Origin of the sequence: Inhella inkyongensis, from assembly GCF_005952805.1 — a bacterium.
GTDB lineage: Bacteria > Pseudomonadota > Gammaproteobacteria > Burkholderiales > Burkholderiaceae_C > Inhella > Inhella inkyongensis.
The window spans coordinates 2,048,303-2,071,040 of record NZ_CP040709.1; the positions used below are offsets into that span (position 1 = coordinate 2,048,303).

The 22,738-nt window shown below is 64.5% G+C and carries 16 protein-coding genes and 1 pseudogene; 11 read left to right on the top strand and 6 right to left on the bottom strand.

What is annotated here, in order from left to right; all coding sequences use genetic code 11:
* Nucleotides 1-28 precede the first annotated feature (28 nt).
* The 6 genes and pseudogenes from smc (at nucleotide 29) to FF090_RS09810 (ending at nucleotide 11,906) form a co-directional block, all read left to right on the top strand.
* On the top strand, nucleotides 29-3,544 hold the full coding sequence (gene smc / locus FF090_RS09785; protein WP_138856543.1) for a chromosome segregation protein SMC: 3,516 nt from the start codon (nucleotides 29-31) through the stop codon (nucleotides 3,542-3,544).
* A 40-nt stretch (nucleotides 3,545-3,584) separates the two neighbouring features.
* On the top strand, nucleotides 3,585-4,697 hold the full coding sequence (locus FF090_RS09790) for a cell division protein ZipA C-terminal FtsZ-binding domain-containing protein (protein WP_175423602.1): 1,113 nt from the start codon (nucleotides 3,585-3,587) through the stop codon (nucleotides 4,695-4,697).
* A 32-nt stretch (nucleotides 4,698-4,729) separates the two neighbouring features.
* Nucleotides 4,730-6,799: an NAD-dependent DNA ligase LigA gene (gene ligA, locus FF090_RS09795; RefSeq protein ID WP_138856544.1), complete on the top strand. Its 2,070-nt coding sequence runs from the start codon at nucleotides 4,730-4,732 to the stop codon at nucleotides 6,797-6,799.
* A gap of 70 nt (nucleotides 6,800-6,869) precedes the next feature.
* Complete coding sequence (locus FF090_RS09800; RefSeq protein WP_175423603.1) at nucleotides 6,870-8,300, top strand: polymorphic toxin-type HINT domain-containing protein; 1,431 nt, start codon at nucleotides 6,870-6,872, stop codon at nucleotides 8,298-8,300.
* 366 nt (nucleotides 8,301-8,666) lie between these two features.
* Nucleotides 8,667-8,969: pseudogene (locus tag FF090_RS09805) on the top strand (BRCT domain-containing protein); the annotation flags it as partial.
* A 75-nt stretch (nucleotides 8,970-9,044) separates the two neighbouring features.
* Nucleotides 9,045-11,906 carry a polymorphic toxin-type HINT domain-containing protein gene (locus FF090_RS09810; RefSeq protein WP_138856547.1) on the top strand — a complete coding sequence of 954 codons (2,862 nt, stop codon included), beginning with the start codon at nucleotides 9,045-9,047 and terminating at the stop codon, nucleotides 11,904-11,906.
* On the opposite strand, the gene FF090_RS09815 is transcribed toward FF090_RS09810, so the two are convergent.
* Complete coding sequence (locus FF090_RS09815; RefSeq protein WP_138856548.1) at nucleotides 11,901-14,105, bottom strand: TonB-dependent receptor; 2,205 nt, start codon at nucleotides 14,103-14,105, stop codon at nucleotides 11,901-11,903. The two genes, FF090_RS09810 and FF090_RS09815, sit on opposite strands and share 6 nt — an antisense overlap.
* Before the next feature lie 12 nt (nucleotides 14,106-14,117).
* Nucleotides 14,118-14,810, bottom strand: a complete 693-nt coding sequence (locus tag FF090_RS09820) for a glutathione S-transferase N-terminal domain-containing protein (protein WP_138856549.1) — start codon at nucleotides 14,808-14,810, stop codon at nucleotides 14,118-14,120.
* Nucleotides 14,811-14,835: 25 nt separating this feature from the next.
* Between FF090_RS09820 and FF090_RS09825 the strand changes: the two genes are divergently transcribed.
* Complete coding sequence (locus FF090_RS09825) at nucleotides 14,836-15,573, top strand: hypothetical protein (protein ID WP_138856550.1); 738 nt, start codon at nucleotides 14,836-14,838, stop codon at nucleotides 15,571-15,573.
* Nucleotides 15,574-15,585: 12 nt separating this feature from the next.
* Here the strand turns inward: FF090_RS09825 and FF090_RS09830 are convergent, their stop codons facing one another.
* The 4 genes from FF090_RS09830 to lptF are packed head-to-tail and all read right to left on the bottom strand — an operon-like array spanning nucleotide 15,586 to nucleotide 19,119.
* Nucleotides 15,586-16,542 carry a CysB family HTH-type transcriptional regulator gene (locus tag FF090_RS09830; protein WP_138856551.1) on the bottom strand — a complete coding sequence of 319 codons (957 nt, stop codon included), beginning with the start codon at nucleotides 16,540-16,542 and terminating at the stop codon, nucleotides 15,586-15,588.
* Nucleotides 16,539-16,913 carry a sirohydrochlorin chelatase gene (locus tag FF090_RS09835; RefSeq protein ID WP_138856552.1) on the bottom strand — a complete coding sequence of 125 codons (375 nt, stop codon included), beginning with the start codon at nucleotides 16,911-16,913 and terminating at the stop codon, nucleotides 16,539-16,541. The genes FF090_RS09830 and FF090_RS09835 overlap by 4 nt, the downstream gene beginning before the upstream one ends.
* Complete coding sequence (lptG, locus tag FF090_RS09840) at nucleotides 16,910-18,013, bottom strand: LPS export ABC transporter permease LptG (protein ID WP_138856553.1); 1,104 nt, start codon at nucleotides 18,011-18,013, stop codon at nucleotides 16,910-16,912. Before lptG ends, FF090_RS09835 begins: the two co-directional genes overlap by 4 nt.
* The gene (gene lptF / locus FF090_RS09845; RefSeq protein ID WP_138856554.1) at nucleotides 18,010-19,119 is read right to left on the bottom strand and encodes an LPS export ABC transporter permease LptF; all 1,110 of its coding nucleotides are present in this window, start codon (nucleotides 19,117-19,119) and stop codon (nucleotides 18,010-18,012) included. Before lptF ends, lptG begins: the two co-directional genes overlap by 4 nt.
* 27 nt (nucleotides 19,120-19,146) lie before the next feature.
* Between lptF and FF090_RS09850 the strand changes: the two genes are divergently transcribed.
* The 4 genes from FF090_RS09850 to FF090_RS09865 all read left to right on the top strand — a co-directional run bounded on the left by FF090_RS09850 (nucleotide 19,147) and on the right by FF090_RS09865 (nucleotide 22,582).
* Nucleotides 19,147-20,607, top strand: coding sequence for a leucyl aminopeptidase (locus FF090_RS09850; RefSeq protein ID WP_138856555.1), 1,461 nt, complete (start codon nucleotides 19,147-19,149; stop codon nucleotides 20,605-20,607).
* Nucleotides 20,607-21,038 carry a DNA polymerase III subunit chi gene (locus tag FF090_RS09855; protein ID WP_138856556.1) on the top strand — a complete coding sequence of 144 codons (432 nt, stop codon included), beginning with the start codon at nucleotides 20,607-20,609 and terminating at the stop codon, nucleotides 21,036-21,038. The genes FF090_RS09850 and FF090_RS09855 overlap by 1 nt, the downstream gene beginning before the upstream one ends.
* The gene (locus tag FF090_RS09860; protein WP_138856557.1) at nucleotides 21,038-21,289 is read left to right on the top strand and encodes a hypothetical protein; all 252 of its coding nucleotides are present in this window, start codon (nucleotides 21,038-21,040) and stop codon (nucleotides 21,287-21,289) included. Before FF090_RS09855 ends, FF090_RS09860 begins: the two co-directional genes overlap by 1 nt.
* A 192-nt stretch (nucleotides 21,290-21,481) precedes the next feature.
* The gene (locus tag FF090_RS09865) at nucleotides 21,482-22,582 is read left to right on the top strand and encodes a branched-chain amino acid ABC transporter substrate-binding protein (RefSeq protein WP_375137412.1); all 1,101 of its coding nucleotides are present in this window, start codon (nucleotides 21,482-21,484) and stop codon (nucleotides 22,580-22,582) included.
* Nucleotides 22,583-22,738 lie beyond the last annotated feature (156 nt).

The following is a 22,738-nucleotide window of genomic DNA, read 5'->3' on the forward strand; positions in this document are numbered from 1 at the left end:
GCCAAACCAGTCTGATGCGGCCTAACTGATGCGGCTCAATTCCATCAAGCTCTCGGGCTTCAAGTCCTTTGCGGATGCCACGGTGTTTCAACTGCCGGGGCAGCGCGTGGGCGTGGTCGGGCCCAATGGCTGTGGCAAGTCCAACATCATGGACGCGGTGCGCTGGGTGTTGGGCGAGAGCAAGGCGTCCGAACTGCGTGGCGAGTCCATGCAGGACGTGATCTTCAACGGCAGCAACACCCGCAAGCCCGCCAGCCGCGCCTCGGTGGAGCTGGTGTTTGACAACACCCTGGCACGCGCCGGGGGGGCTTGGAATCAGTTCAGCGAGATTGCCGTCAAGCGCGTGCTCACGCGCGACGGCGGCAGCTCGTATTTCATCAACAACCAGGTGGTGCGCCGCAAGGACGTGCAGGACGTCTTTCTGGGCACGGGCCTGGGGCCACGGGCCTACGCCATCATTGGCCAGGGCACCATCAGCCGCATCATCGAAAGCAAGCCCGAAGAGCTGCGCCTCTTTCTGGAAGAGGCGGCCGGGGTCAGCAAGTACAAAGAACGCCGACGCGAGACCGAGAGCCGCCTGCGCGACACGCGCGAGAACCTGACCCGCGTCGAGGACATCCTGCGCGAGCTGGGCGTCAACCTGGAGCGTTTGGAGCGCCAGGCCGAAGTGGCGCTGCGCTACCGCGAGCTGCAGGCCCTGGGTGAGCGGCGTCTGCATCAGCTGTGGTGGCTCAAGAGCCAGGACTCCGCCAAGGAGCTCGAGCGCGTGCAGGCCGCCGGCCGCGAGGCGCTCAACGCGCTGGAAGCCAAGCTCGCCGAGTTGCGCGCGGTGGAGGCGCAGCTGGAGGAGGTGCGCCAGGCGCACTTCGCGGCCGGCGACAGCCTGCATGCCGAGCAAGGTCGTTTCGCCGAGGCGCAGCTGGCGGTCAGCCGCCTGGAAGAGCGCATCCGCTATGTGGTGGAGAGCCGCAACAAGGCCGGCGCGCGCCGGGGCGAGATCCAAGCCGCCCAAGCGCAGTGGCAGGACCGCGCGGCCCAGGCCGTGGCCGAGCTGGAGCAGTTGGCCGAGCAACGGGCCCAGGGCGAGGAAGAGACCGAACTGGCCGCGGCCCGAGCCGAAGAGCAGGCGGCGCAGCTGCCGGAACTGGAAGACGGGCTGCGCGCTGCGCAGGGCCTGGCCAATGGGCAGCGCCAGGCTGTAGTGCAGGTGCAGCAGCAGATCCAGGTGCTGGCCGCGGAGAGCCGAGCGCTGGACGAGCAGTCGCGTGGCCTGCGCCAACGCCGCGAGCGCCTGGATGCGCAAAAGGCCAGTTTGAATCTGCCCGATGTCAGTGGCGTCGAGCAGCTCAGAGAACGCTCGCAGGAAGCCGATGCGCTGTGGGAAGAAGCCCAGGGACGGTTGGAAGGCTTGAGCGAGCAGGAGCCCGAGCTGGATGCCGCACGCCGAGCGGCTCAGCAGGAGGCGCAGACCCAAAGCGTGCGCCTGGGTCAGATCAATGCCCGCCTGGAGGCCCTGCGCGCCTTGCAGGAAAAGGTTCAGACCGAGGGCAAGCTCGGCCCCTGGCTGGAGAAGCAGGGCCTGGTGAATCTGGGCGCGCTGTGGAAGCGCCTGCACATCGAGGCCGGCTGGGAAACTGCGCTGGAGGCCTGTTTGCGCGAGCGCATGGGTGCGCTGGAGGTTTCGCGCCTGGATCTGGTGCGCGCCTTCGAGCACGACGCCCCCCCCACGCGCCTGGCCTTCTACACGCTTAGCGAGGCCTCGCCGCCGCCCAGCCACCACGCCTTGCCCCAGCTCACCCAGTTGTTGCGGGTCGAGCAGAGCGGGTTGCAGGCGCTGCTGGCGGACTGGCTGGATGGCGTCTACACCGCCCCCGATCTGGCCTCGGCCCTGGCCCAGCGCGAACAGTTGGGCCACGGCGAACTGATCGTCACGCGCGGCGGCCACGCGGTGTCGCGCCAGGCGGTGAGCTTTTATGCGCCGGACAGCGAGCAGGCCGGCCTGCTGGCACGCGCCCAAGAAATCGAAGCCCTGGAGGCCCAGCGGCGCGAGCAAGAGCAGGTGCTGGACAGCGCCCGCGCCGCGCAAGGCCGCGCCGACCAGGCTCACGCCGCCGTGGCCGCGCAATTGGTCGAGGCCCGTCGCGAGGCCGAAAGTCGGCGTGCGCAGGCCCATCAATTGCAGGTGGAAAGTCTGCGCCTGAGCCAGCTCTTCGAGGCCGCACAGGCCCAGGCCACGCGCTTGAAGGAAGAGTTGGCCGAGCTCGACGCCCAAGAGGAGGGCGTGCTGGAGCGCCGTGCCGAGGGCGAGGCACGCTTTGAGCAGCTCGATATCCAGCTGGCCGAGGCCCAGCAGCGGCATGCCGATCTGGACGAAGGGGTGATCGCCGCTGATCGGCGTCTGAACGATGCCCGTGAGGCCCTGCGCCAGGCCGAGCGCCGAGCCCAGGAAGCCCAGTTCGGCGCCCGTGCTTTGCTGGCGCGCGAGGCCGAGTTGCGCCGCAACCAGGCCAGCGCCGAACAAGAAGCCCGCGCCAGCGCCGAGCAACTGGCGCGCCTGGCGCTTGAATTGGCCGAGCTGGATGACAGCGCCGCCCAGGCCGGCCTGCAGGATGCACTGGACGCCAAGTTGGCTGCGGAGGCGCAGCTGGCGCAGGTGCGCTCTCACTATGAAGGTTTGAGTGCCCAACTGCGTCAATGCGACGAGGCGCGCCAGGCCGCCGAGCGCGCGCTCGAGCCCTTGCGCCAGCGCATCACGCAGTTGCAGCTGGAAGAGCAGGCCGCCCAGCTCGGTGGTGCCCAGTTCCGTGAGCAATTGGAAGCCGCCGCGGTGGACCTCGAAGCCTTGGCTCAGGGCATCGAGGCCGAGGGCGTGCGACTGTCCGGCCTGCAGAGCGAGATCGACCGCATCCAGCGCGATATTGCTGCGCTCGGTGCGGTCAACCTTGCCGCGCTTGAAGAGCTGGGCAGCGCGCGTGAGCGCAAGGGCTTCCTGGACGCCCAGATGGCCGATCTGCTGGCGGCCATCCACACCCTGGAAGACGCGATCCGCCGCATCGACCTGGAGACTCGCGACCTGCTCTCCAGCACCTTCGAGCGCGTCAATGCCGAGTTTGGTCGCATGTTCCCCAGCCTCTTTGGCGGTGGTCAGGCCAAGCTGGTAATGACGGGCGACGAGATCCTGGACGCCGGCGTGCAGGTCATGGCCCAGCCCCCGGGCAAGAAGAACAGCACCATCCATCTGCTGTCTGGCGGCGAAAAGGCGCTGACCGCCATCGCCCTGGTTTTTGCCATCTTCCAGCTCAACCCCGCGCCCTTCTGCTTGCTGGACGAAGTGGACGCGCCGCTGGACGACGCCAACACCGAGCGCTATGCGCGCCTGGTGGCCGAAATGAGCGCGGGCACGCAGTTCCTCTTCATCAGCCATAACAAGATTGCCATGGAGATGGCCGAGCAGTTGATCGGCGTGACCATGCAGGAGCAAGGCGTCAGCAGGGTGGTGGCGGTGGACATGGAGGCTGCACTCGGCATGGCTGAGGCGCTATGAACGAATCTTTCATGGCACTGCGCCACAATCCGCCCCCGCTATGACCCTGACCCTGACCCAAGCCCTGATGTTGGCCGGCGCGGCCGTGTTGCTGGCCTTGCTGATCCAAGGCTGGTGGGTCAGCCGCCGCGCAGGTCCCAAGCGGGCCCAGGACAGCCTGATGCCGCGCCAAGAGCCCGGCCTGAGTGGTGCTCCCGATCCCGCGCCCTCGCAGGTGATGGCCTCGGTGCTGGACGTGCTGCACGAGGGCGACGCCCTGGCGGCTCACGCCAATGCGCACGCCGATACCCTGCCCATGGTGGTGCGCAAGGCCGCTCAGGCGCGCCGCAGCGGCACGCGCCTGGACGCCCTGATCGATGTGCTGGCGGTGCTGCATGTGGAGGCGCCCGTCAGCGGTGATGCCGCCTTGGCCCATTTGCCGGCCAGCCGTCGGGCCGGCACCAAGCCCCTGGCCATTGAGGGCCTGAACACTGAGACCGGTGAGTGGGAACTGCCCCAGACGGGCGAGCGCTACGGCGAGTTCCAGGCCGGGCTGCAGATGGTGAATCGGGCCGGCCCCTTGGGCGAGATCGAGTTTTCCGAGTGGGTACAAAAGGTCCAGGCCTTCGCCGATGGCGTGGGCGCGATGGCGGACTTCCCCGACATGATCGATGCCGTGGCGCGCGCCCGTGAGCTCGACCAATTTGCCAGTGCCCATGACGCGCAACTGGCTGTAGGCCTGAAGGCCAAGGGCGCGGCCTGGACCCTGGGCTTCTTGGCGCAGAACGCCGCGCGCCAGGGCCTGGTGGCGGGTGCCTTGCCCGGCCGCATGGTGTTGCCATCCCAAGAAGAGGGCGCACCGCCCATGCTGGTGCTGCAGTTCGATCCCCAGGCTGCGTTGGTGGAGGAGGCCGAGTCGCCCCCGCTGCGCGAGGCGACTTTGGTGTTCGATGTGCCGCAAACCGCCGAGAGCCTGGAGCCCTTTGCCGCGCTGCAGGAGGTGGCCCGCCGCCTGGCCAAGGACCTGGAGGCCGAGGTGGTCGATGAGTCCGGCCGGCCACTGGGACCGCATGGCTTTGCCGCCATTCACGAAGAGCTGAGCCGGCTCTACAAGGTGCTGGCCTCACGCGATCTGGCGGCGGGCTCGCCGGCAGCGCGGCGGCTGTTTAGCTGAAACACCGACCGCCGCGCGCGGCAAATCCCGCCATGCTGAATCCCGATCTGTTTGAGCCGGCGCCGGCCGTCGCTGAGCGCGCGGCGTGGCTGCGCGCGCAACTGCACCGCCACGCCCACGCGTACTACACGCTGGACGCGCCCGAAATCCCTGACGCCGAGTACGACCGCTTGTTTCAGGAACTGGTGGCCTTAGAGACTCAGTACCCGGTGCTGCGCGGGGCCGACAGCCCGACCCTGCGTGTGGGGGCCGCCCCCTTGCCCGAACTGGCGGCGGTACGCCATGCCGTGCCGATGCTGTCGATTCATACCGAGACCGACACCACGGCAGCCGGGGCCCAGGCCTTTGACGCCCGGGTACGGCGCGAGCTTGGGCTGGACTTGGCGGATGCCGAGGTTGAATACGCAGCCGAGCTCAAGTTCGATGGCCTGGCGGTGAACCTGCGCTACGAGCAAGGCGTGCTGGTGCAGGCCGCCACGCGCGGCGATGGCGAGACCGGCGAGGACGTCACGCAAAACATCCGCACCATCGGCCAGATCCCGCTGCGCCTGAACGGCTGTGCGGCGCCGGTGCTGGAGGTGCGGGGCGAGGTCTATATGCGCCGCGACGCTTTCGAGCGCCTGAACGAGCGCCAACGCGAGCAGGGCGGCAAGACCTTTGTGAACCCGCGCAACACCGCTGCCGGGGCCTTGCGCCAGCTTGACCCCGCCATCACCGCTCAGCGCCCACTGTGCTTCTTTGCCTATGGTCTGGGTGAGGTGCAGGGCTGGACCGTCCCGGACACCCATGCCGGGATGCTGGACGCCCTGGCCGCGCTGGGGTTGCCGGTGTGTGCGGAGCGTGTGGTGTCCAGCGGCGTCGAAGGCTTGATCGCATTCCATGCCGCGGTGCTGCTCAAGCGCGATGCCTTGCCCTTTGATATCGACGGCATCGTCTACAAGGTCAACTCGCGCGCCCTGCAGCAGCAGCTCGGCTTCAAGACCCGCGAGCCGCGCTGGGCGGTGGCGCACAAATACCCGGCGCAAGAGCAGATCACCACCTTGAATGCCATCGACGTGCAGGTGGGTCGCACCGGCAAACTGACCCCGGTGGCGCGGCTGGAGCCGGTGTTTGTGGGCGGCACCACGGTCACCAATGCCACCCTGCACAACTTGTTCGAGCTGCGCCGCAAGGGTGTGCGTGCGGGGGACCGCGTGATCGTGCGGCGCGCGGGCGATGTGATCCCCGAGGTGGTGGGCCGGTTGGTGGAAGAGCGGCCGCAGTACGTGCCCAACTTCGCGATGCCGCGCGCCTGCCCTGTGTGTGGCAGCGCGGTGGAGCGTGAGGCGGCTTCGGTGGAGCACCGTTGCACCGGGGGCCTGGTCTGCGCGGCTCAGCGCAAGCAGGCCCTGCTGCACTTTGCCGGCCGCCGTGCCATGGACATCGAGGGTCTGGGCGACAAGCTGGTGGACCAACTGGTCGACGCCGACATCGTGCGCACCCTGCCGGATCTTTACAAGCTGGGCTTCAGCCATCTGGCCGCGCTGGAGCGCATGGGCGAGAAGAGCGCGGCCAAGCTGCTGGAGCGCCTGGAAGCGAGCAAGCAGACCACCTTGCCGCGCTTTCTGTTCAGCCTGGGGGTGCGCCATGTGGGCGAGTCCACGGCCAAGGCCCTGGCGCGCCACTTCGGCAGCCTGGATGCGCTGATGGACGCCGATGAAGCCGCGCTCCTGCAAGTGGCCGATGTGGGCCCGGTGGTGGCGCATGCCATCCACAGCTTCTTTGCCAACCCGCTCAACCGCGAGGCCGTGGAGCAATTGCGCGCCGCTGGCTTGAGTTGGAGCGAAGGCGAGGGCGCCAGCAGTGCACCGCAAATTTTGGCAGGCATGACCCTGGTGCTGACCGGCACGCTGCCCAGCCTGAGCCGCGACGAGGCCCAGGCGCTGATCGAAGCCGCCGGCGGCAAGGTCAGCGGCTCGGTTTCCAAGAAGACGCACTACGTGGTGGCGGGTGAGGCGGCCGGGTCCAAGCTGGAAAAAGCCCAGCAACTCGGCGTGGCCGTGCTGGACGAGGCGGGCCTGCGCGAGTTGCTCGCCTCGGCATTGCCTCGCTCATCCCTCTAAGCACGTGCAGGCGCCTGGGTGGCAAGGGGCTCTGTTTGGTGGATTTGAATCAGGGCAGGGTATGACAGCAATGCAGAGCTTCAAAGTCGATTGGGTGGGCGGAGTTGCCGGCATGGGCAAGCGCATCTCGGACGGCCGCATCCTCGCGGTCGAGGACTACGCCCGCGCCGCCGAGGGCATGCTCAGCCTGGATGCCAATGGCAAACCGATCTTTATTGGCTGCTTTGCGGCCGGCACCCTGGTGCACACCGCCGTGGGTCTGATGCCCATCGAGCAGGTGCGTGCCGGCACCTTGGTGCTGGCCCAGCCCGAGGACGGCGGCGAGCGGGCTCTGCGCCGCGTCATCAACAAGATGAGCACCCTGGACCAGCCCTTGATGGCGGTGCAGATCAAGATCGAAGGCGAGCAGGGGACCGACTTCACGACGCTCTTTGCGACGCCCAACCACCCCTTCTGGGTCGAGACCGCACACACCGAGGACGGCAAGCATTGGCTGGCGGCCGAGTGCCTGGAGCCCTGCATGGGGCTGCAGCTGGCCGATGGACGCCGCGCCGAGGTGCATGCCGCCGCCTTGATTCGCCGCACCCAGCACGAAGACGTTCTGTTCGCCGCCGACGCGCGCGTGCAGCAGGGCCAGGTGCTGTGCTTGAAGGACGGGCAGTTGCAGGTGGCCGCGCTTGAGCAGGTGGCGCTACTGGGCGAGCTGCGCCTGGGCGAGGCGTATCGGGCGCCGGTCTATAACTTTGAGGTTGAGGACTTCCATACCTACTATGTGGCGGAGGTGGGGGTTTGGGTACATAACACTGGGTGCCAGGCGGATGCCGCCGTCAACAATACCTTGGTTATCGCTGATGACATAGCCTCCATTAAGGAGGGCCAGCCGCACAACTGCTTTGTGGCGGGCACGCTGATTCACACCAAAGAGGGTTTGGTGCCGATCGAGCTGATCAAGGTGGGAGATTGGGTGTTGTCGTATCCGGATGATCAGCCCATCCCTTCTGAATATAGGAAGGATCCTAGTCCGCCCAAAACATACAAGCGTGTTCTGCGAACCTACATTGCTGAGAATCAGCCGGTGATGGAGTTCCCGGTTCTTAATTTGGCTAGCGGAAACGTGGAACACTTCACAGCCACGTTCAATCATCCGATTTTCGTGCTCAATCACGGTTGGATGCCCTTGGAGGCGATATGCGCACGCCGTGAGCAGGTTGGCGTGGAGACCTTCGAATTCAGAAACATTGTGTTGGGTGGTCTATACAAAAATAAGGGCCTGGCCACTGTATACAACATAGAGGTGGAGGATTTTCACACCTACTATGTGGGTGAAGAAGGTGTGTGGGTGCATAATTGCGATCCTCATTCCACGCGAAAAATTTGTGGCGTGAAGGAATTGCTTGACTTCGTGTGGAATGGTGAAGGCAAGATTGAAATCTCACGCATTGATAACTTTGCCAACCCAAATTCAAGAAACCTAACTGCTTTACCGGGACTTTACTTCTGATCAAGCGCTGATTGGTTTTTCCATCAAGGCGGTTTTGGCTGTTTTGAGTTGGGGCTATGAACTGGCTTCAGTGGTATCGGCAGCGCGGACACATTCAGACTGCAAATCTACAGACGGCCTTGTTGTGTCGGAGTTTTTTGAGTGATTCCGCACGGACCCAGTTACGAACCGCTCGGCAGGGCTCCATTCACTCGTCGTGGTGCACTTGGGCGCCACAGAGGGGTTATCGAGTTGTTCCGCCGCCGGTCTGACCTGTGTTTGCAACTGCGCGAGCACGACTGAAGCTGGAGGGATTCGGGCGTGGGTGAGTGGGAGGAATCTCGCGGACTAGGCAGGTTGGAAGCTGACGTGGTCCGGATCGAATGGCGCGCCGCTGGCCTGACTTGGAGCGAAGGCGAGGGCGCCAGCAGTGCACCGCAAATTTTGGCAGGCATGACCCTGGTGCTGACCGGCACCCTGCCCAGCCTGAGCCGCGACGAAGCCCAAGCGCTGATCGAAGCCGCCGGCGGCAAAGTCAGTGGCTCGGTCTCCAAGAAGACCCACTACGTGGTGGCCGGTGAGGCGGCCGGGTCCAAGCTGGAAAAAGCCCTGCAACTCGGCGTGGCCGTGCTGGACGAGGCAGGCTTGCGCGCCTTGTTGACTGGGGTGCCGCCCAGCGCGGCGCCTTGAGCGCATGCAGGCGCCGGTCGGGCGCCCGTTGCGTCTCGCCAGTGGCCTTTTCGCTACAACGCATCTGGAAGGACTATGAGCCCAACACAGAACGACACCATCGAGTCGGCCCGCGACGACGACGTCACCGGCCAGCGCATTTCCGACGGCCGCATCATTGCGGTCGAGGACTACGCCCGCGCCGCCGAGGGCATGCTGAGCCTGGACCCCAGTGGCAAGCCTTTCTACATCGGCTGCTTTGCCGCCGGCACCCTGGTGCATACCGCTGAAGGCTTGCAGCCGATCGAGAAGATCCGCGTCGGCACCCAGGTGCTGGCCCAGCCCGAGGACGGCGGCGAGCAGGCCCTGCGCCGCGTCATCAACAAGATGAGCACCTTGGACCAGCCCTTGATGGCGATCCAAATCAAGATCGAAGGCGAGCACGGGGCCGACTTCACGACGCTCTTTGCGACGCCCAACCACCCGTTCTGGGTCGAGACCGCGCACACCGAGGACGGCAAGCACTGGCTGGCCGCCGAGTGCCTGGAGCCCTGCATGGGGCTGCAGCTGGCCGATGGACGCCGGGCCGAGGTGCATGCCGCCGCCTTGATTCGCCGCACCCAGCACGAGGACATCCTGTTCGCCGCTGACGCGCGCGTGCAGCAGGGCCAGGTGCTGTGCCTGAAGGACGGGCAGCTGCAGGTGGCCGACGCCGCCCAGGTGGCGCTACTGGGCGATCTGCGCCTGGGCGAGGCGTATCGGGCGCCGGTCTATAACTTCGAGGTCGAGGAGTTCCACACCTACTACGTGGCGGAGGTGGGGGTTTGGGTGCATAACACTGGGTGCCAGGCGGATGCTGCAATCAACAATACCTTGGTTATTGCTGATGACAGAGCCTCCATTAGGGAGGGTCAGCCGCACAACTGCTTTGTGGCGGGCACGCTGGTCCACACCAAGGAGGGTTTGGTGCCGATCGAGCAAATCAAGGTGGGGGATTGGGTGCTGTCGTATCCGGACGATCAGCAACCTCCCGATAGGTTCAGAGAGCCCCACGAGTACGCCTACAAGCGTGTGCTGCAAACCTACGTTTCGGCGAATCAGGCGGTTAAAGAGTTTCCTGTTCAAAACTTGGCCAGTGGAAATGTTGAGTATTTCACTGCAACGTTAAGTCATCCGATCTTTGTGGCCAACCGTGGTTGGATGACTCTGGGAGAGATTCTTGCCGGGCGCCAGCGAGTTGCGGTGGAAACCCACCGCTTTAGAAATATTATTTTGGGCGGCCTCTTCAAGGATAAGGGTTTGGCCACGGTATACAATATCGAGGTGGAGGACTTCAATACATACTATGTCGGCGAAGAGGGTGTGTGGGTGCACAACTGCGATCCTCACTCCACTAGAAAGATAAGCGACTTGGATGGGTTGTTGGATTTTGTGCAAACCGGAAATGGGAGGATTGAAATATTTAGAATTGATAATTTTAAGAATGACAATAAAGCAAATTTAACTGCCTACTCCGGAAAGGTCGGAGAGGATGCGATGAAGCTTGGTTTGGAAATGGCCCTACAAAGAGAGGTCCGCACCGATCTGATAAACGCTTCACGCAATGGCCCAGATGGCTCGGTGTTCATCGAGGCGGCCGAGTCCCCGACAGGCAAAGCCTTGTGGCTGGTACCCGAATCCAAGGCTTCGGTGCGCAACAAGTTCACAGACGTCGCGACGCTTGCGCCTACTGAAAAGGCAATCAAGTGGTTGTACGAGGGCAGTGGTGAGGCCTTTAAGCCGGGTGGTGATCCAGCACCTAACCGTTATGTCAAGGGCGGTACACACGACTACACCGATGGGCAAGGTCGTATCAATAACCAGATTCTGGATGCGGCCATCCAACGAGAATTCCGCAAGATTTACGACCTCTACCGCGCGGGTAAATTGGACATTGTGGCGTTCATCGTGGACACCAGTCTCCCGCCAGCCGGCGCAACGGGAACGGTGAGCACCCAGCTTGTTGCCAACCCAGGTAAATCCGCGATGGTTGACTTCCAAAGTATCGGAGGTTTTGTGCCGGCGCTTACTAGCGCTGATGTTCAACTCGTCTTCACTGCGGCCCAGCAGTACTGGTTCAACGCTGGTGCTTCCGTTGCCGAGCTCGACCGTATTCAAGTCAATGTAGGTGATTTGTCGAATAGCGAAGTGGGTCGAACCCTGGGCCATCAAATCACCCTGTCCGCCAATGGCGCCGGCTGGGGTTGGTTTGTGGACGCCACGCCGACCCAATCCGAAGAATTCGCCCCGGGCGCCGGTGCGGACTCCTTCCAAGCCTTGGCGGGCAGCGCCGCCGCCGGCAAGCTGGACCTGCTGACCGTGCTGATCCACGAGATGGGCCATGCGCTGGGTCTGGGTCATTCGAGCCAGGCCGATGCGGTGATGGACGCCGTGCTCAGCCCCGGTGAGCGCCATCTGCCGGGCGCGGACGAACGCGCCGGGCTGCAGGGTCAGGGCGGTTTTGTGCAGACGAACAGGGTCTACCTGACCCAGGTACGGGCCCGCACCGGGCAGGATCAGCCGCGTCCGGCCGCGCCGCTGTTCCAGCAAGTGGCCAACCCCAGCTTCACCAACGGCAGCTTTGCCGGCGCGGCCGGCGGCCTGCCGGCGGGCTGGTTTGGCAGCGGCGGGGTGGCGGCCCAGCCGGGCCAGGCCCTGCTGTCGGAAAGCAGCGGCAGCCAGACCCGCCTGAGCCAGCTCTTCCAACTCAGCGCGCAGGACCGCTTGCTCGGTCTCGCTTTGGGGTGCGACAAGCAGTGGCGGGAGCGACTCGTGCGAACGGTTCCAAGGTGGCGGCGAATGGTCGGAGCGGGAGGCACCCTCCCGCGCCATGCACTTCTGCTACGGCAGGGGTCTTGGGCCATTGGGAAGCGCAGTCCGCAATCTCTGCCGGGCTTTGATGCCGTGATACCGCTATAGGCGCGCGCTGAAGCTCAACAGGGCCTGGCGCGGCGCGCCGGGCAGCAGGGTCTGGGCCAGGCCATTGGGGTCGCTGTTCACAAAGCCATTGCTGCCCAGGGTGGCGATGTGGCGGCGCTGGCCCAGATTGCTGACGGACAGACGCAGGCGCGCATCCTGCAGCGCGCCCAGGCCCCCGATCCGATAAGCGAGGCTGCCGTTCATCAGGGCCCGGCCGGGCACGCTGGCGTCATTGGTGTAGCTGTAGTAGCGCCGACTCTGGGCATCCAGCCCCAGCGTCCAGGACCAAGGGCCGTCGTCGTAGCCGATCTGCGCCTTGAGCATGCGGCTGGGATGATCCACCACCTGCTTGCCCGCCGTGGCCACGCGGCTGGTGCCACTGACGACGTCATCGCGGTAGCGTGCCCGGGAAAGACTGAGCCCCGCATAGGCCGTCCAGCGTGGGCCCAGGCGCGCCGACAGCGCCGCCTCCAGGCCATGGGTGCTGACCCCGCCCACATTGCTCAGGATGCTGGGGTTGCCCTGGATGGCGCTGCCCGCCTGCACACTGAGCAGGCGGTCGTGGAAGCGCACGGTGTAGAGCGTGAGGCTGGCCTGGTGGCGTGCGCCAATGCCGCGCCAGCCCATCTCGAAGCTGTCGGAACGCTCGGGGCGGATCTGATTGCGGATGGCCTCGAAACCGGCCGCTGTGGTGGCAAAGGGCGCGGTGCCGGCCGCCGAGGCCTGAAAAGCGCGGGCATTGCGGGCCAGGTTGGCAAACAGCTCGTCTTGGCTGCTCAACTCCCAGCTCAGGCCGATCTGAGGCAGGAAGGGCTCATCCGTGAGGACGCGACCTTGCGGGCGGTTGCTGCCGCTGATGACCTGCGCGTCGCTCTGCACTCGCAGTGCGCGAAAGCCCAGGCCCAGGTTCAGCGCCGGCGCCAAGGCCACGGTGTCCGCGATGGACACCTGGGTCGTGCGGGTACGGAAGTTGAAGATCCAATCGGTGCGAAAAGGCGCGCTGGGCGTTTGGTAGGGGCTTGGCGGGGCGGCCGGGTTCACGGCGTAGAAGCGGCGGGCCTGGTCAAAGTCGTTGTCCTCCCACCAAAGCCCAAGCTTGACGCGGTGCGCTTGCCACTCCCCCTCCAGGCTGGCGACCAAACCGTGGCGCTGGATGGCGTACTCGGTGGTGCGAATCGACAGCGGGGTGCCATCGGGCGAGGCCACATAGGGTGTGAACCACAGCCCGCTGCCTTCATGGTCGTGGTGATAGACCGTGGCGCGTGCCTGCAGCGCAGGGCTGGCCCGCCATTGCAGCTTGGCGGCGCTCAAGGTGTCGCGGCGCAGGCCGGAGCCGGCGTAGTAGGCGTCGTCGCATTGCCGCACATAGGTGCTGCCGGCATTGCCGCATAAGGTGGTGGAGCGCAGCAAGGCCGCGTTCATGTCCGGGTAACTGTTGTCCCAGGACCAGCCCAGGCGGTTCAACATGTCGAGCGAGTGGTCTTGGTAGTCGACTTCTTGCCGATCGGAGTGGTTGACGAAGGCCGAGGCCTTCAGCGCGCCGACTTCATGCGTCCATTTCAGATTCCACTGACGATGGCGTTGTTCGCCTTGGCCCTTCCACTTGTCGGTTTCCTGGTCGGTCAGGCTCAGGGCCAGCCGTCCCCAGGTCAGGGTGCCGCTATCCAGGCGGACATGGCTGCGCCGCCAGGCATCGCTGCCCAGGCTCTGTTGCAGCAGCAGCCGGAAGTCGGGAGAAGGGTCGAGCGAATAGAACTGCACCGTGCCGCCCAGATTGCTGCTGGAGGCGGTGTCCAGCGCGCCGCTGCCTTGCGATAGATCGGCGCGGGCGATGTTCTCGCTGGCAATCGCGCGGCTGATGTGCAGGCCGTTGTGGTTGCCGTAGGACATATCGCCCAGGGGCACCTCATCGAGGGTGAAGCCGAGCTGGCTTTGCGCAAAGCTGCGCAGCGCAAAGCGGGTGGACCATTCATAGCTCCCCTGCGCATCGGCCGATTGGAAATAGGCCCCGGGCAAGCGCGAGAGCGTCAGCAAGGGGTTGGTGCCGGCCATGGCGGCGCGAAACTCTGCCGTCTCCAGGCCGCTGACCGAGCGCAGCTGCCCCCGGCCGACCACGATGGTGACGCGTTCGAGTTCTTCGGCGTGGCTGGTGGTGTCGAAGGCGCTGAGCAGGGCCAAAACCAGCAAGGTGGGGCGCATCAAGGGCTTCCTTCAGCGTTGCTGCAATTGTTGCTGGCCAAACAGGGCCTCGCGCGCGCGGTCGTCGAGCTGCGGGCGGCGCAGATCGGCCAGCACTGCCAGGCCCCGCTTCACGGCCGGGCGATGGTCCAACTCGTCGAACCAGCCTTTGAGGTGAGGGTAGTCGCTTAAGTTCACCCCCTGGTTCTTCCAGGAGCGCAGCCAGGGCCAGATGGCAATGTCGGCGATGGAGTACTCGGGCCCGCCCACGTAGCGCGACTGCGCCAGGCGCTTGTCGATGACGTGGTAGAGCCGCTGCGCCTCCTGGGTGTAGCGGTCGATCGCATAGGGGATCTTCTCGGGCGCATACATCCGGAAGTGGTGGGCCTGGCCCAGCATGGGGCCAACCCCGCCGACCTGGAACATCAGCCACTGCAGCACTTCGTAGCGGCCCTGCACGCTGTCGGGCAAAAGGCGGCCTGTCTTGCCAGCGAGGTAGAGAAGGATGGCGCCGGACTCAAACAGGCTGATGGGCTTGCCCTCAGGGCCATCCGGGTCGATCAATGCCGGGATCTTGTTGTTCGGGCTGATGCGCAAGAACGCCGGTTCGAATTGGGCGCCCCGACCGATATCCACCGGCACCGCCCGGTAGGGCAGGCCGATCTCTTCGAGCATGATGTGAACCTTGTGCCCATTGGGTGTGGGCCACGAATAGACTTCAAGCATCTTCAGCTCCTTGGGGCGCAGACCCATGGTAATCAAACAGGTCAAGCATTGGATCAAGCATCGCGCCAACGCGAGTGCCTGGAAGGCGATGCAGGAGTGGGCCGAGGCACGCGGTGCGCGCTTTGAGCAGATGGAGGAAGGTGAGGGCTTCGAGATCGAAGAACCTGGCAATGCCGTGGGTCGCCTGCTGATCGAATGGGGCCCGGCACAGCGCAGCTATGTGGAGGGCGCCGAACTGCGTCTGCGCTGGGAACTGGGGCTGAACGCCGACCTACAGATGATGGTGATGGAGCGCGAGCTGTGTGACCGCCTGGAGAGCTCGGTCTTCGAGGCCTATACCGACACCTTGCAGACCCGCATCGACACCGACACGCCCGAAGAGATGCGCTGGCTGGTGATGTTTGCCAAGCTGGATCAGTGGAAGTCCAAGTTGGCGCGCAGCCGCTTCACGGCCTGTGCGATGTCCAAGGAAGTGGCCGGTGCTTGGATTGAGGGGCCGCTGAGTGAGGCCCTGGCCCTGGCCAGTCAAGATTTGGTGCCGGCTGGGCGCCCCTTGGTCATGCTGACGCAGCGCGGCAATCTGTATTTGCGCCTGGCCTTGAGCGAACCCAGCTTGGAGGCGCTGCAGGGCGTGGTGAAACTGGCCGAGATCGCCGCCAAACAGGCCAAGCAGGTGCATCAGGTGCTGGGTGAGGCCGGCGTGTGGCCCGCCAGTGCGGCCGCCATCTGGCCGGCGAGCAGTCAGATGCAGGAAGAACCGTAGTCGGAGTTCGAACTAGAGGTCGAAGTGGCTGGCGTCGCCGCTGAGGGCGCGCATCAGCAAGGGCTCGGCCAGCCGCTCGGACAGCAGGGCGGCGAACACTTTCACATGCTGACGCAGCAGCACGCCGCGCTTGAAGGCCACCCGCGCAACGTTTTGGCCGAATAGATGGCCGAGCGGACGCATCACCAAGTCGCTGTCCGGGCTCTCTTCGCGCATGGCCATTTCGGCCACGATGCCCACGCCCAGGCCGAAGCGCACATAAGTTTTGATGACATCGGCATCGATGGCCTCCAGCACGACTTGGGGCTGCAGGCCGCGCGCGGCAAAGCTGCGGTCGATGCGGCTGCGCCCCGTGAAGCGCGGGTGGTAGGTCACCAGGGGCTGGCCGGACAAATCTTCAAGACTCAGATCCAGATCCCCCCGGGCGCTCTGGGCCAGCGGATGGTCGCGTGGCATCACCGCCACATGCTGCCACTCGTACCAGGGCAGGGAGACCAGTCCCTCGAATTCTTCGAGGGACTCGGTAGCCAGACCGATCACGGCTGTCTCATCCAGCACCATCTGCGCCACTTGCTGCGGGTCGCCTTGGTGCAGTCCGATCTGCAACCTGGGGAACTGGCGGCGCAGTTGAGCCAGCGGTGCGGGCAACACATAGCGCGCCTGGGTGTGGGTGGTGGCGATGGAGAGTTGGCCACTGTCCTGGCGTGAGAACTCCTCGCCGATGCGGCGCAGATTGCCGACCTCGCGCAGGATCACATCGATGGATTTCAGAACTTGCTGGCCGGGCTCGGTGATGCGCCGCAGGCGCTTGCCATGGCGCGAAAAAATGTCCACCCCGAGTTCTTCTTCCAGCTCCAGGATGGCCTTGGAGACGCCGGGCTGAGAGGTGTGCAGCGCCTTGGCGGTCTCCGTCAGATTCAGGCCCCGGCGCGCGGCCTCGGCCACGAAGCGAAACTGCTGCAGATTCATGGCGCGGCGATCAGGGCGGCAGCGGAATCGACCATGGCTTGCAGCACGCGCTCTTGCTCGCCCAGGGCCGGGTTCACATGAATCTGACAGCCCAGTTCTCGCTCGGCTTGTTCGATCAGCACGGGCACCTCGCGCTGCACATGGCCGCTGCTGCCCAGGAACATGGGCAACAACTCGATCTGCCGCGCGCCGGCCGCGCACAGTTCGGCCGCAGCCTCAGGCAGGGTGGGCGATAAAAATTCCAGATAGGCGAGCCGCACCAAGGCGTCGGGATGCCGCGCTCGCAGCGCCAGCGCCACTTTTTCAAAGGGCTGGGCCCATTGCGGGTTGCGGGCTCCGTGGGCCAGCAATAGGAGGCCTCTCTGACTCATCGATACCTCACCAGCCAAGCAAAGGAGCTGAGCGACAGCGCCAGGTAGAAGAGAGCCGGCGCGGCGGCGGCGGCCCAGGGGGCCCAGCCCTGCAGCAGGCCGAGATGGCCCGCCAGGTGGTTCATCAGCACGAAGCTGATGCCGAGCATGATGCCGCCGAACACCTTGGCGCCGATGCCGCCAGCGCGCCCATGCAGGTAAGCAAAGGGCAGGGCCAGCGCCATCATCACCAGGCAGGCAAAGGGATAGAGCGCCTTGCGATAGAACTGGATCTCGTAACGACCGGCTGATTGCTCTTGCGCCGACAGGTGGCGGGTGTATCGGAATAGCTCGGCGGTGGACATGGTGCTGGCCTTGAGCAGGGCTGCGTTCACCACCGCCAGACTCAAGTGGCTTTGCCAGCGCAACTCCGGCAGGGTGGTCTGTTCCAGCCGGATGTTCTCCCCCTGCGGCCACAGGGCGCGGGTCACGTTCTGCAGAATCCACAGGCCTTGGCCGTCGACCTCGCCCCTGGGAGACTCCCAGCGCTCCAGCAAGCGGCCATGGGCGTCGAACGCAAAGACCCGCACGCCCTCCACGCGGCCATCCAGGCCGGCCGCCTGGACGTGCACGGTGAAGGAGCGTTCCTGCTCAGTTCCTGATTGCTCGCGGTCTTTCAGCCAGGCGCCCCCGGCTCGTTGCAGCAGTCCGCCAGCCAGTTCCGCCCGATACGACTCGGCGGCGCGCTCCGCAATGGGGGCCAGCACATCGCCCGATAGGAACGTAAGCAGCGCAAAGGCCAGGGCGGGAAGGCTGAGCAGCCCCAAGGCCCGGCCGGGCCCCAGGCCGGCGGTGCGCAGGATGGTGAATTCACTGGACTGCGCCAGTCGGGACAGGCTGATGATGCTGCCGATCAGCACGGCAATCGGCAGCAGTTCATAGAGTTGCCCCGGCAATTGAAGCGCGGCCAGCCAGGCCGCATGGCCGGCCGATTGACCGCGCTTGAGTCGCTCCAGCTCTTCTGTGAAGGCGATGAAGGAGAACAAGGCCAGAAAGGCCAGGGCAACGAAGCTGACCGTGAGGGCAATGTCGCGATAGAGCAGTCTGCGGACGGTCCTCATGCGGCACTCCGACGGGGCAAAAGGCGTGTCGTCAAGGCCAAGGACTCATCGCGCCACCACAGCAGCGCCAGGGCCAAGACAAACACGCCACCATGAAGAGCGCCCAGGGCGAGCGGGGCACTGACCTTGCCCTGGGCCACCCAGGCTTCGGTCAACCCAGTGAAGCTGAAATAGACCACGAAGCTCAGCAAGGCCATGACCAGGCCCCAATTGTTGGGTCGACGCGGATTGGTTGCGGCCAGGCCAACGCCGGCCAGCGTGAGGTTCAAACCAGCCAGCACCAGTCCAAGGCGCTTGGTCAGATGCCCCGTATGACGGGCCTCGCCCGACTCCCAAAGGGCTAGGCTGCTCATGGCGCGCGGCGGCAACTCATCCAGGGCCTTGGTGGTTTGTCGGTCGGCCAAAACGCGGTACTGCTCGAACCGTGCCCAGGCGCGTTCGCCCCCTTCGGTGCGGGTTTCATTGCGCTGGCCCGATTGCAGCAGCAGGTAGCGGTCCTCATCCTCCCACTGCACTTCGCCCTGCGCGGCGGTGGTCACCGACTCTCTATCCTTTTGCTGGCTGAGGATGAACACATTGCGGGCCAGGCCCTGGGTTTCGGGCGTGGATTCGGTGTGGCGATCGATGAAGAACACCTTGCTGCCGTCGCGCGAGCTTTGAAACTGGCCCGGGGCCACGCGCGATAGGTCACCGCGCCGCTCGTACTGTTCGCTCAGGCGGGCAGCCTCCCTCTCGGCCCAAGGCGCGAGCCAAAGTTGCAGCACGGCGCTGAGCAGCAATACGGGCCAGGCCATGCGCAGCACAGGGCGTAAGAAGCGGCGTGCCGGCACGCCGCTGGCCATCCAGACCGCCATCTCGGAGTCCCGGTAGGGGCGTCCCATTGCGCTCACTACGGCAATGAACAGCGCCAAGGTCAGCACCAGACCCAGCAGGCTCAGGCTGGCCAGCCCGATGACCCACATCAGATCCGCGGGGTCGAAGCGTCCACCTGCGGTCTTGCTCAGTGTGCGCACCAGGATGGAGGTCAGCACGATGGTGCCCAGCACCACCAAGGCCACCCCAAAGCTGCGGGACAAATCTTTACGAAACGAGGTATCGAATAACATGCGGTAGCTTTATTCAGCCTACGAATTATGGACGCCCGAATTCAAACTGTTTCTATGGACAAGCTCGCCACTGTCGCGGGCGATGCATTGGTGGTGCTGGTGGCTGGGGAATCCCTGCCCAGCCATTTGGATCCGAGCGTGGCGCAAGCAATCAAGGCGGCCGTCAAGCTGGGCGACTTTGAGCTCAAGGCGGGCAAGGCCCTGATGTTGAGCCAAGTTCCTGGACTGAAGGCGCCGCGACTGGTGCTGGCGGGGGCCGGCAAGCCCAGCGCCAAAGCCGGCCGCTCCGCGCTGGTGGCCGCGCTGGCGCAACTGAAGGGCCGCAATGTCGCTCAGATTTCGGTGGCTCCGGTGGGTTTCGGTGCGGTGGATGAAAGTTTGGCCGAGCACTTGGTGCTGGCCCTGCGCGATCAGGCCTACCAGTACCGCCTGACCAAGCCCAGTGCGCCCAAGGAACCGCGTGTGGCACGCATGAATCTGCTGGTCGACAAAGCGGATATGAAGGGTGCCAAGCTCGGTTTGGCGCGTGGCCAGGCGATCGGTGAGGGCATTGAACTGGCCCGCGAGTTGGCCAATCGTCCGGGCAATCACTGCACGCCGACCCATCTGGCTGATTGCGCGCGGGGGTTGGGGCGCGACCACGGTTTGAAGGTCGAGGTTTTGGACAAGCGCGCGGTCGAGCGTTTGGGCATGGGTGCGTTCTTGGCCGTGTCACAAGGCGGTGAGGAGCCGCTGCGTTTCATCGTGGCGCGCTACGACGGCGCGCCGCGTGCCCAGGCCCCCGTGGTCTTGGTGGGCAAGGGCATCACTTTCGATACCGGCGGGATCTCGCTCAAGCCGGGTGCCGAGATGGATGAAATGAAGTACGACATGGGTGGCGCCGCGTCGGTGCTCGGCGCTCTGCGCGCTGTCGTCGAACTCAAACCCAAGCTCAATCTGGTCGTCATCATTCCGGCCTGCGAGAACATGCCCAGTGGTCGTGCGGTCAAGCCGGGCGATGTAGTGACTTCCATGTCGGGTCAGACCATTGAGATCTTGAACACCGACGCCGAGGGCCGACTCATCCTGTGCGATGCGCTGACCTATGCCGAGCGCTTCAAGCCGGCGGTGGTGGTGGACGTGGCGACCCTGACGGGTGCTTGCGTGATCGCCCTGGGCGGCGTGCGCAGCGGCATGTACGCCAGCGATGACGAACTGGCGCAGAGCCTGAGCCAGGCTGGTGATGTGGCGCTGGATCCCTGCTGGCGCATGCCGCTGGATGACGAGTACGAAGAAGGGCTGAAGACTCATTTCGCCGATCTGGCCAATGTGGGTCCGCGCGCCGGCGGCTCGATCACGGCTGCCATGTTCCTTAAGCGCTTCGCCAAGGCCTACCGCTGGGCCCACCTGGACATCGCCGGCACGGCCTGGAAGGGCGGCGCTGCCAAGGGTGCGACGGGGCGTCCGGTGGGCTTGCTGACGCACTTCCTGCTCTCGCAAGTGCGTTGATGGGTATGGGGCGGGTGCGCTTTTTCACGGGGCTGGAAGACGCCACCGAATACGCCGCCCGCCTCTTGCGTAAAGCCTGCACGCAGGGGCAGCGCGTCCAGGTTCTTGGCCCTCAGGATCGACTGCGGCGCATCGAGCGTGCGGTGTTGCAATTGCCCGGTTTTTTGCCCTTGGCCGTGAGCGATGCGTCGGCCAGCGTGCGGCGGCGCAGTCGTATCTGTCTGCTGGAACGGTTTGAATCCGGCAGTGGCAATGACTGGGTGATTCTGAATTTGCAGGATGAGGCCTTCGGGCCGGTTGACGACGTGAATCAGGTGATTGAATTGGTCGAGGATGAGCCGCAGGCGGTCCAGCAAGGTCGGCGGCGCTTCAAGGCCTATCAAGCCCAAGGGCAGCAGCCTGAGCACCTGGTATTGGGAGCGCCTTCCTGATGAATGCTGGCGTCTCCAAAGAGCCCGTGATTCCCGTGCTGACCGAGGTAGTTCAGGCACCGGCGCCAGCGCATTTCGTGCCGCAGGGGCGCAGCCTTGGCGAGCAATTGGATGCTTGGCTGATTGACCAGCTCCCTGTGTTGATTCATGAAACCATGGTGGAACTGAGTCCGCGCTTTGAGCAGCAAATGCTGGATGCACTGATGCCGCGCTTATTGGCCTCTCTGGCGCAGTGGCAAGACGACCTTTGAGTCTTTAGGCGCATGGGCGAACGAATGACCCAGTTGGCGGCGCCTACATCGTTTGCCCCAATCAGCCCACCTCGGAATTGCGGTATGGTCTGCGCCGCTTTGGGGCTGGCGCTATCAGCCCTGTCCATTCCTAGTCGGAGGTTTTGCATGCAAATTCGATTCAATCAGGTGGCAGTGGCGGCTTTGGTGGCCATGGGCTCGGTGGCGATGGCGCAGGAAACGGTGGAAGTGCGCATTGGCCATGTCGGACCGACCAGTGGCGGTATCGCTCACCTGGGCAAGGACAATGAGTTGGGTGCCCGCCTGGCTATCGAAGACCTCAATGCGAAAAAGCTGACCATTGGTGGCAAGGTTGCTGTGTTCAAGCTGTTTGCTGAAGACGATGCCGGTGATCCCAAGCAAGGCACGGCTGCGGCGCAGAAGCTGGTTGACTCCAAGGTCCATGGCGTGATCGGCCACCTGAACTCCGGTACTTCGATCCCCGCCGCGAAGGTCTATAGCGACGGCGGTATTCCGCAAATCAGCCCGTCGGCAACCAATCCCAAGTTCACCCGTCAGGGCTTCAAGACGACCTTCCGCGTCGTGGCCGATGACGTTCATCTGGGTGGCACGCTGGGTAAATATGCTGTCAAGTCGCTCAACGGCAAGTCGATCGCCGTGATCGATGACCGTACGGCATATGGCCAGGGCGTGGCTGATGAGTTTGAAAAAGGCGTGAAGGCCTCGGGTGGCAAAGTGGTGGGCCGTGAGTTCACCAATGACAAGGCCACCGACTTCTCCGGCATCCTGACCAAACTCAAGGCCGCCAAGCCCGATGTGGTGTTCTTTGGTGGCATGGACGCAGTGGCTGGCCCGATGTTGCGCCAAATGAAGACCCTGGGCATCAATGCCAAATTCATGGGTGGCGACGGTATCTGCACCGGTGAATTGCCCAAGCTGGCGGCTGGCACCATGGGTGACGCGCAGGTTTATTGCGCCGAGGCCGGTGGTGTTGAGGGCGAAGCCAAGAAGTCGATGGATGATTTCAAGGCCAAGTTCAAGGGCAAATTCAACGTCGACGTGCAGATCTATGCGCCTTATGTTTATGACGCCGTGATGGTGATGGCCGATGCGATGGTCAAAGCCGGATCGCCGGATCCGGCCAAATACTTGCCGGTGTTGGCCAAGACCAGTGGCTACAAGGGTGTCACCGGCACCATCGCCTTTGATAACAAGGGTGATATCAAGAATGGTGCGCTGACGCTCTTCACCTACAAGGGTGGTGCACGTGAGCAGGTCGCTGTGGTGCGTTAAGCCCTAATCGCCCACCTTGATCGGCCCGCCTCGGCGGGCCGATTTCATTTCCGCATCGCAAGCACAGTGCGAAGGCGTGAATATTTCGGTATTGCTTGGCATTCGGATGGAGTGGGCACCCAAACGAGGGGCTTTCAAAGGGGGATGCCGCGTGCA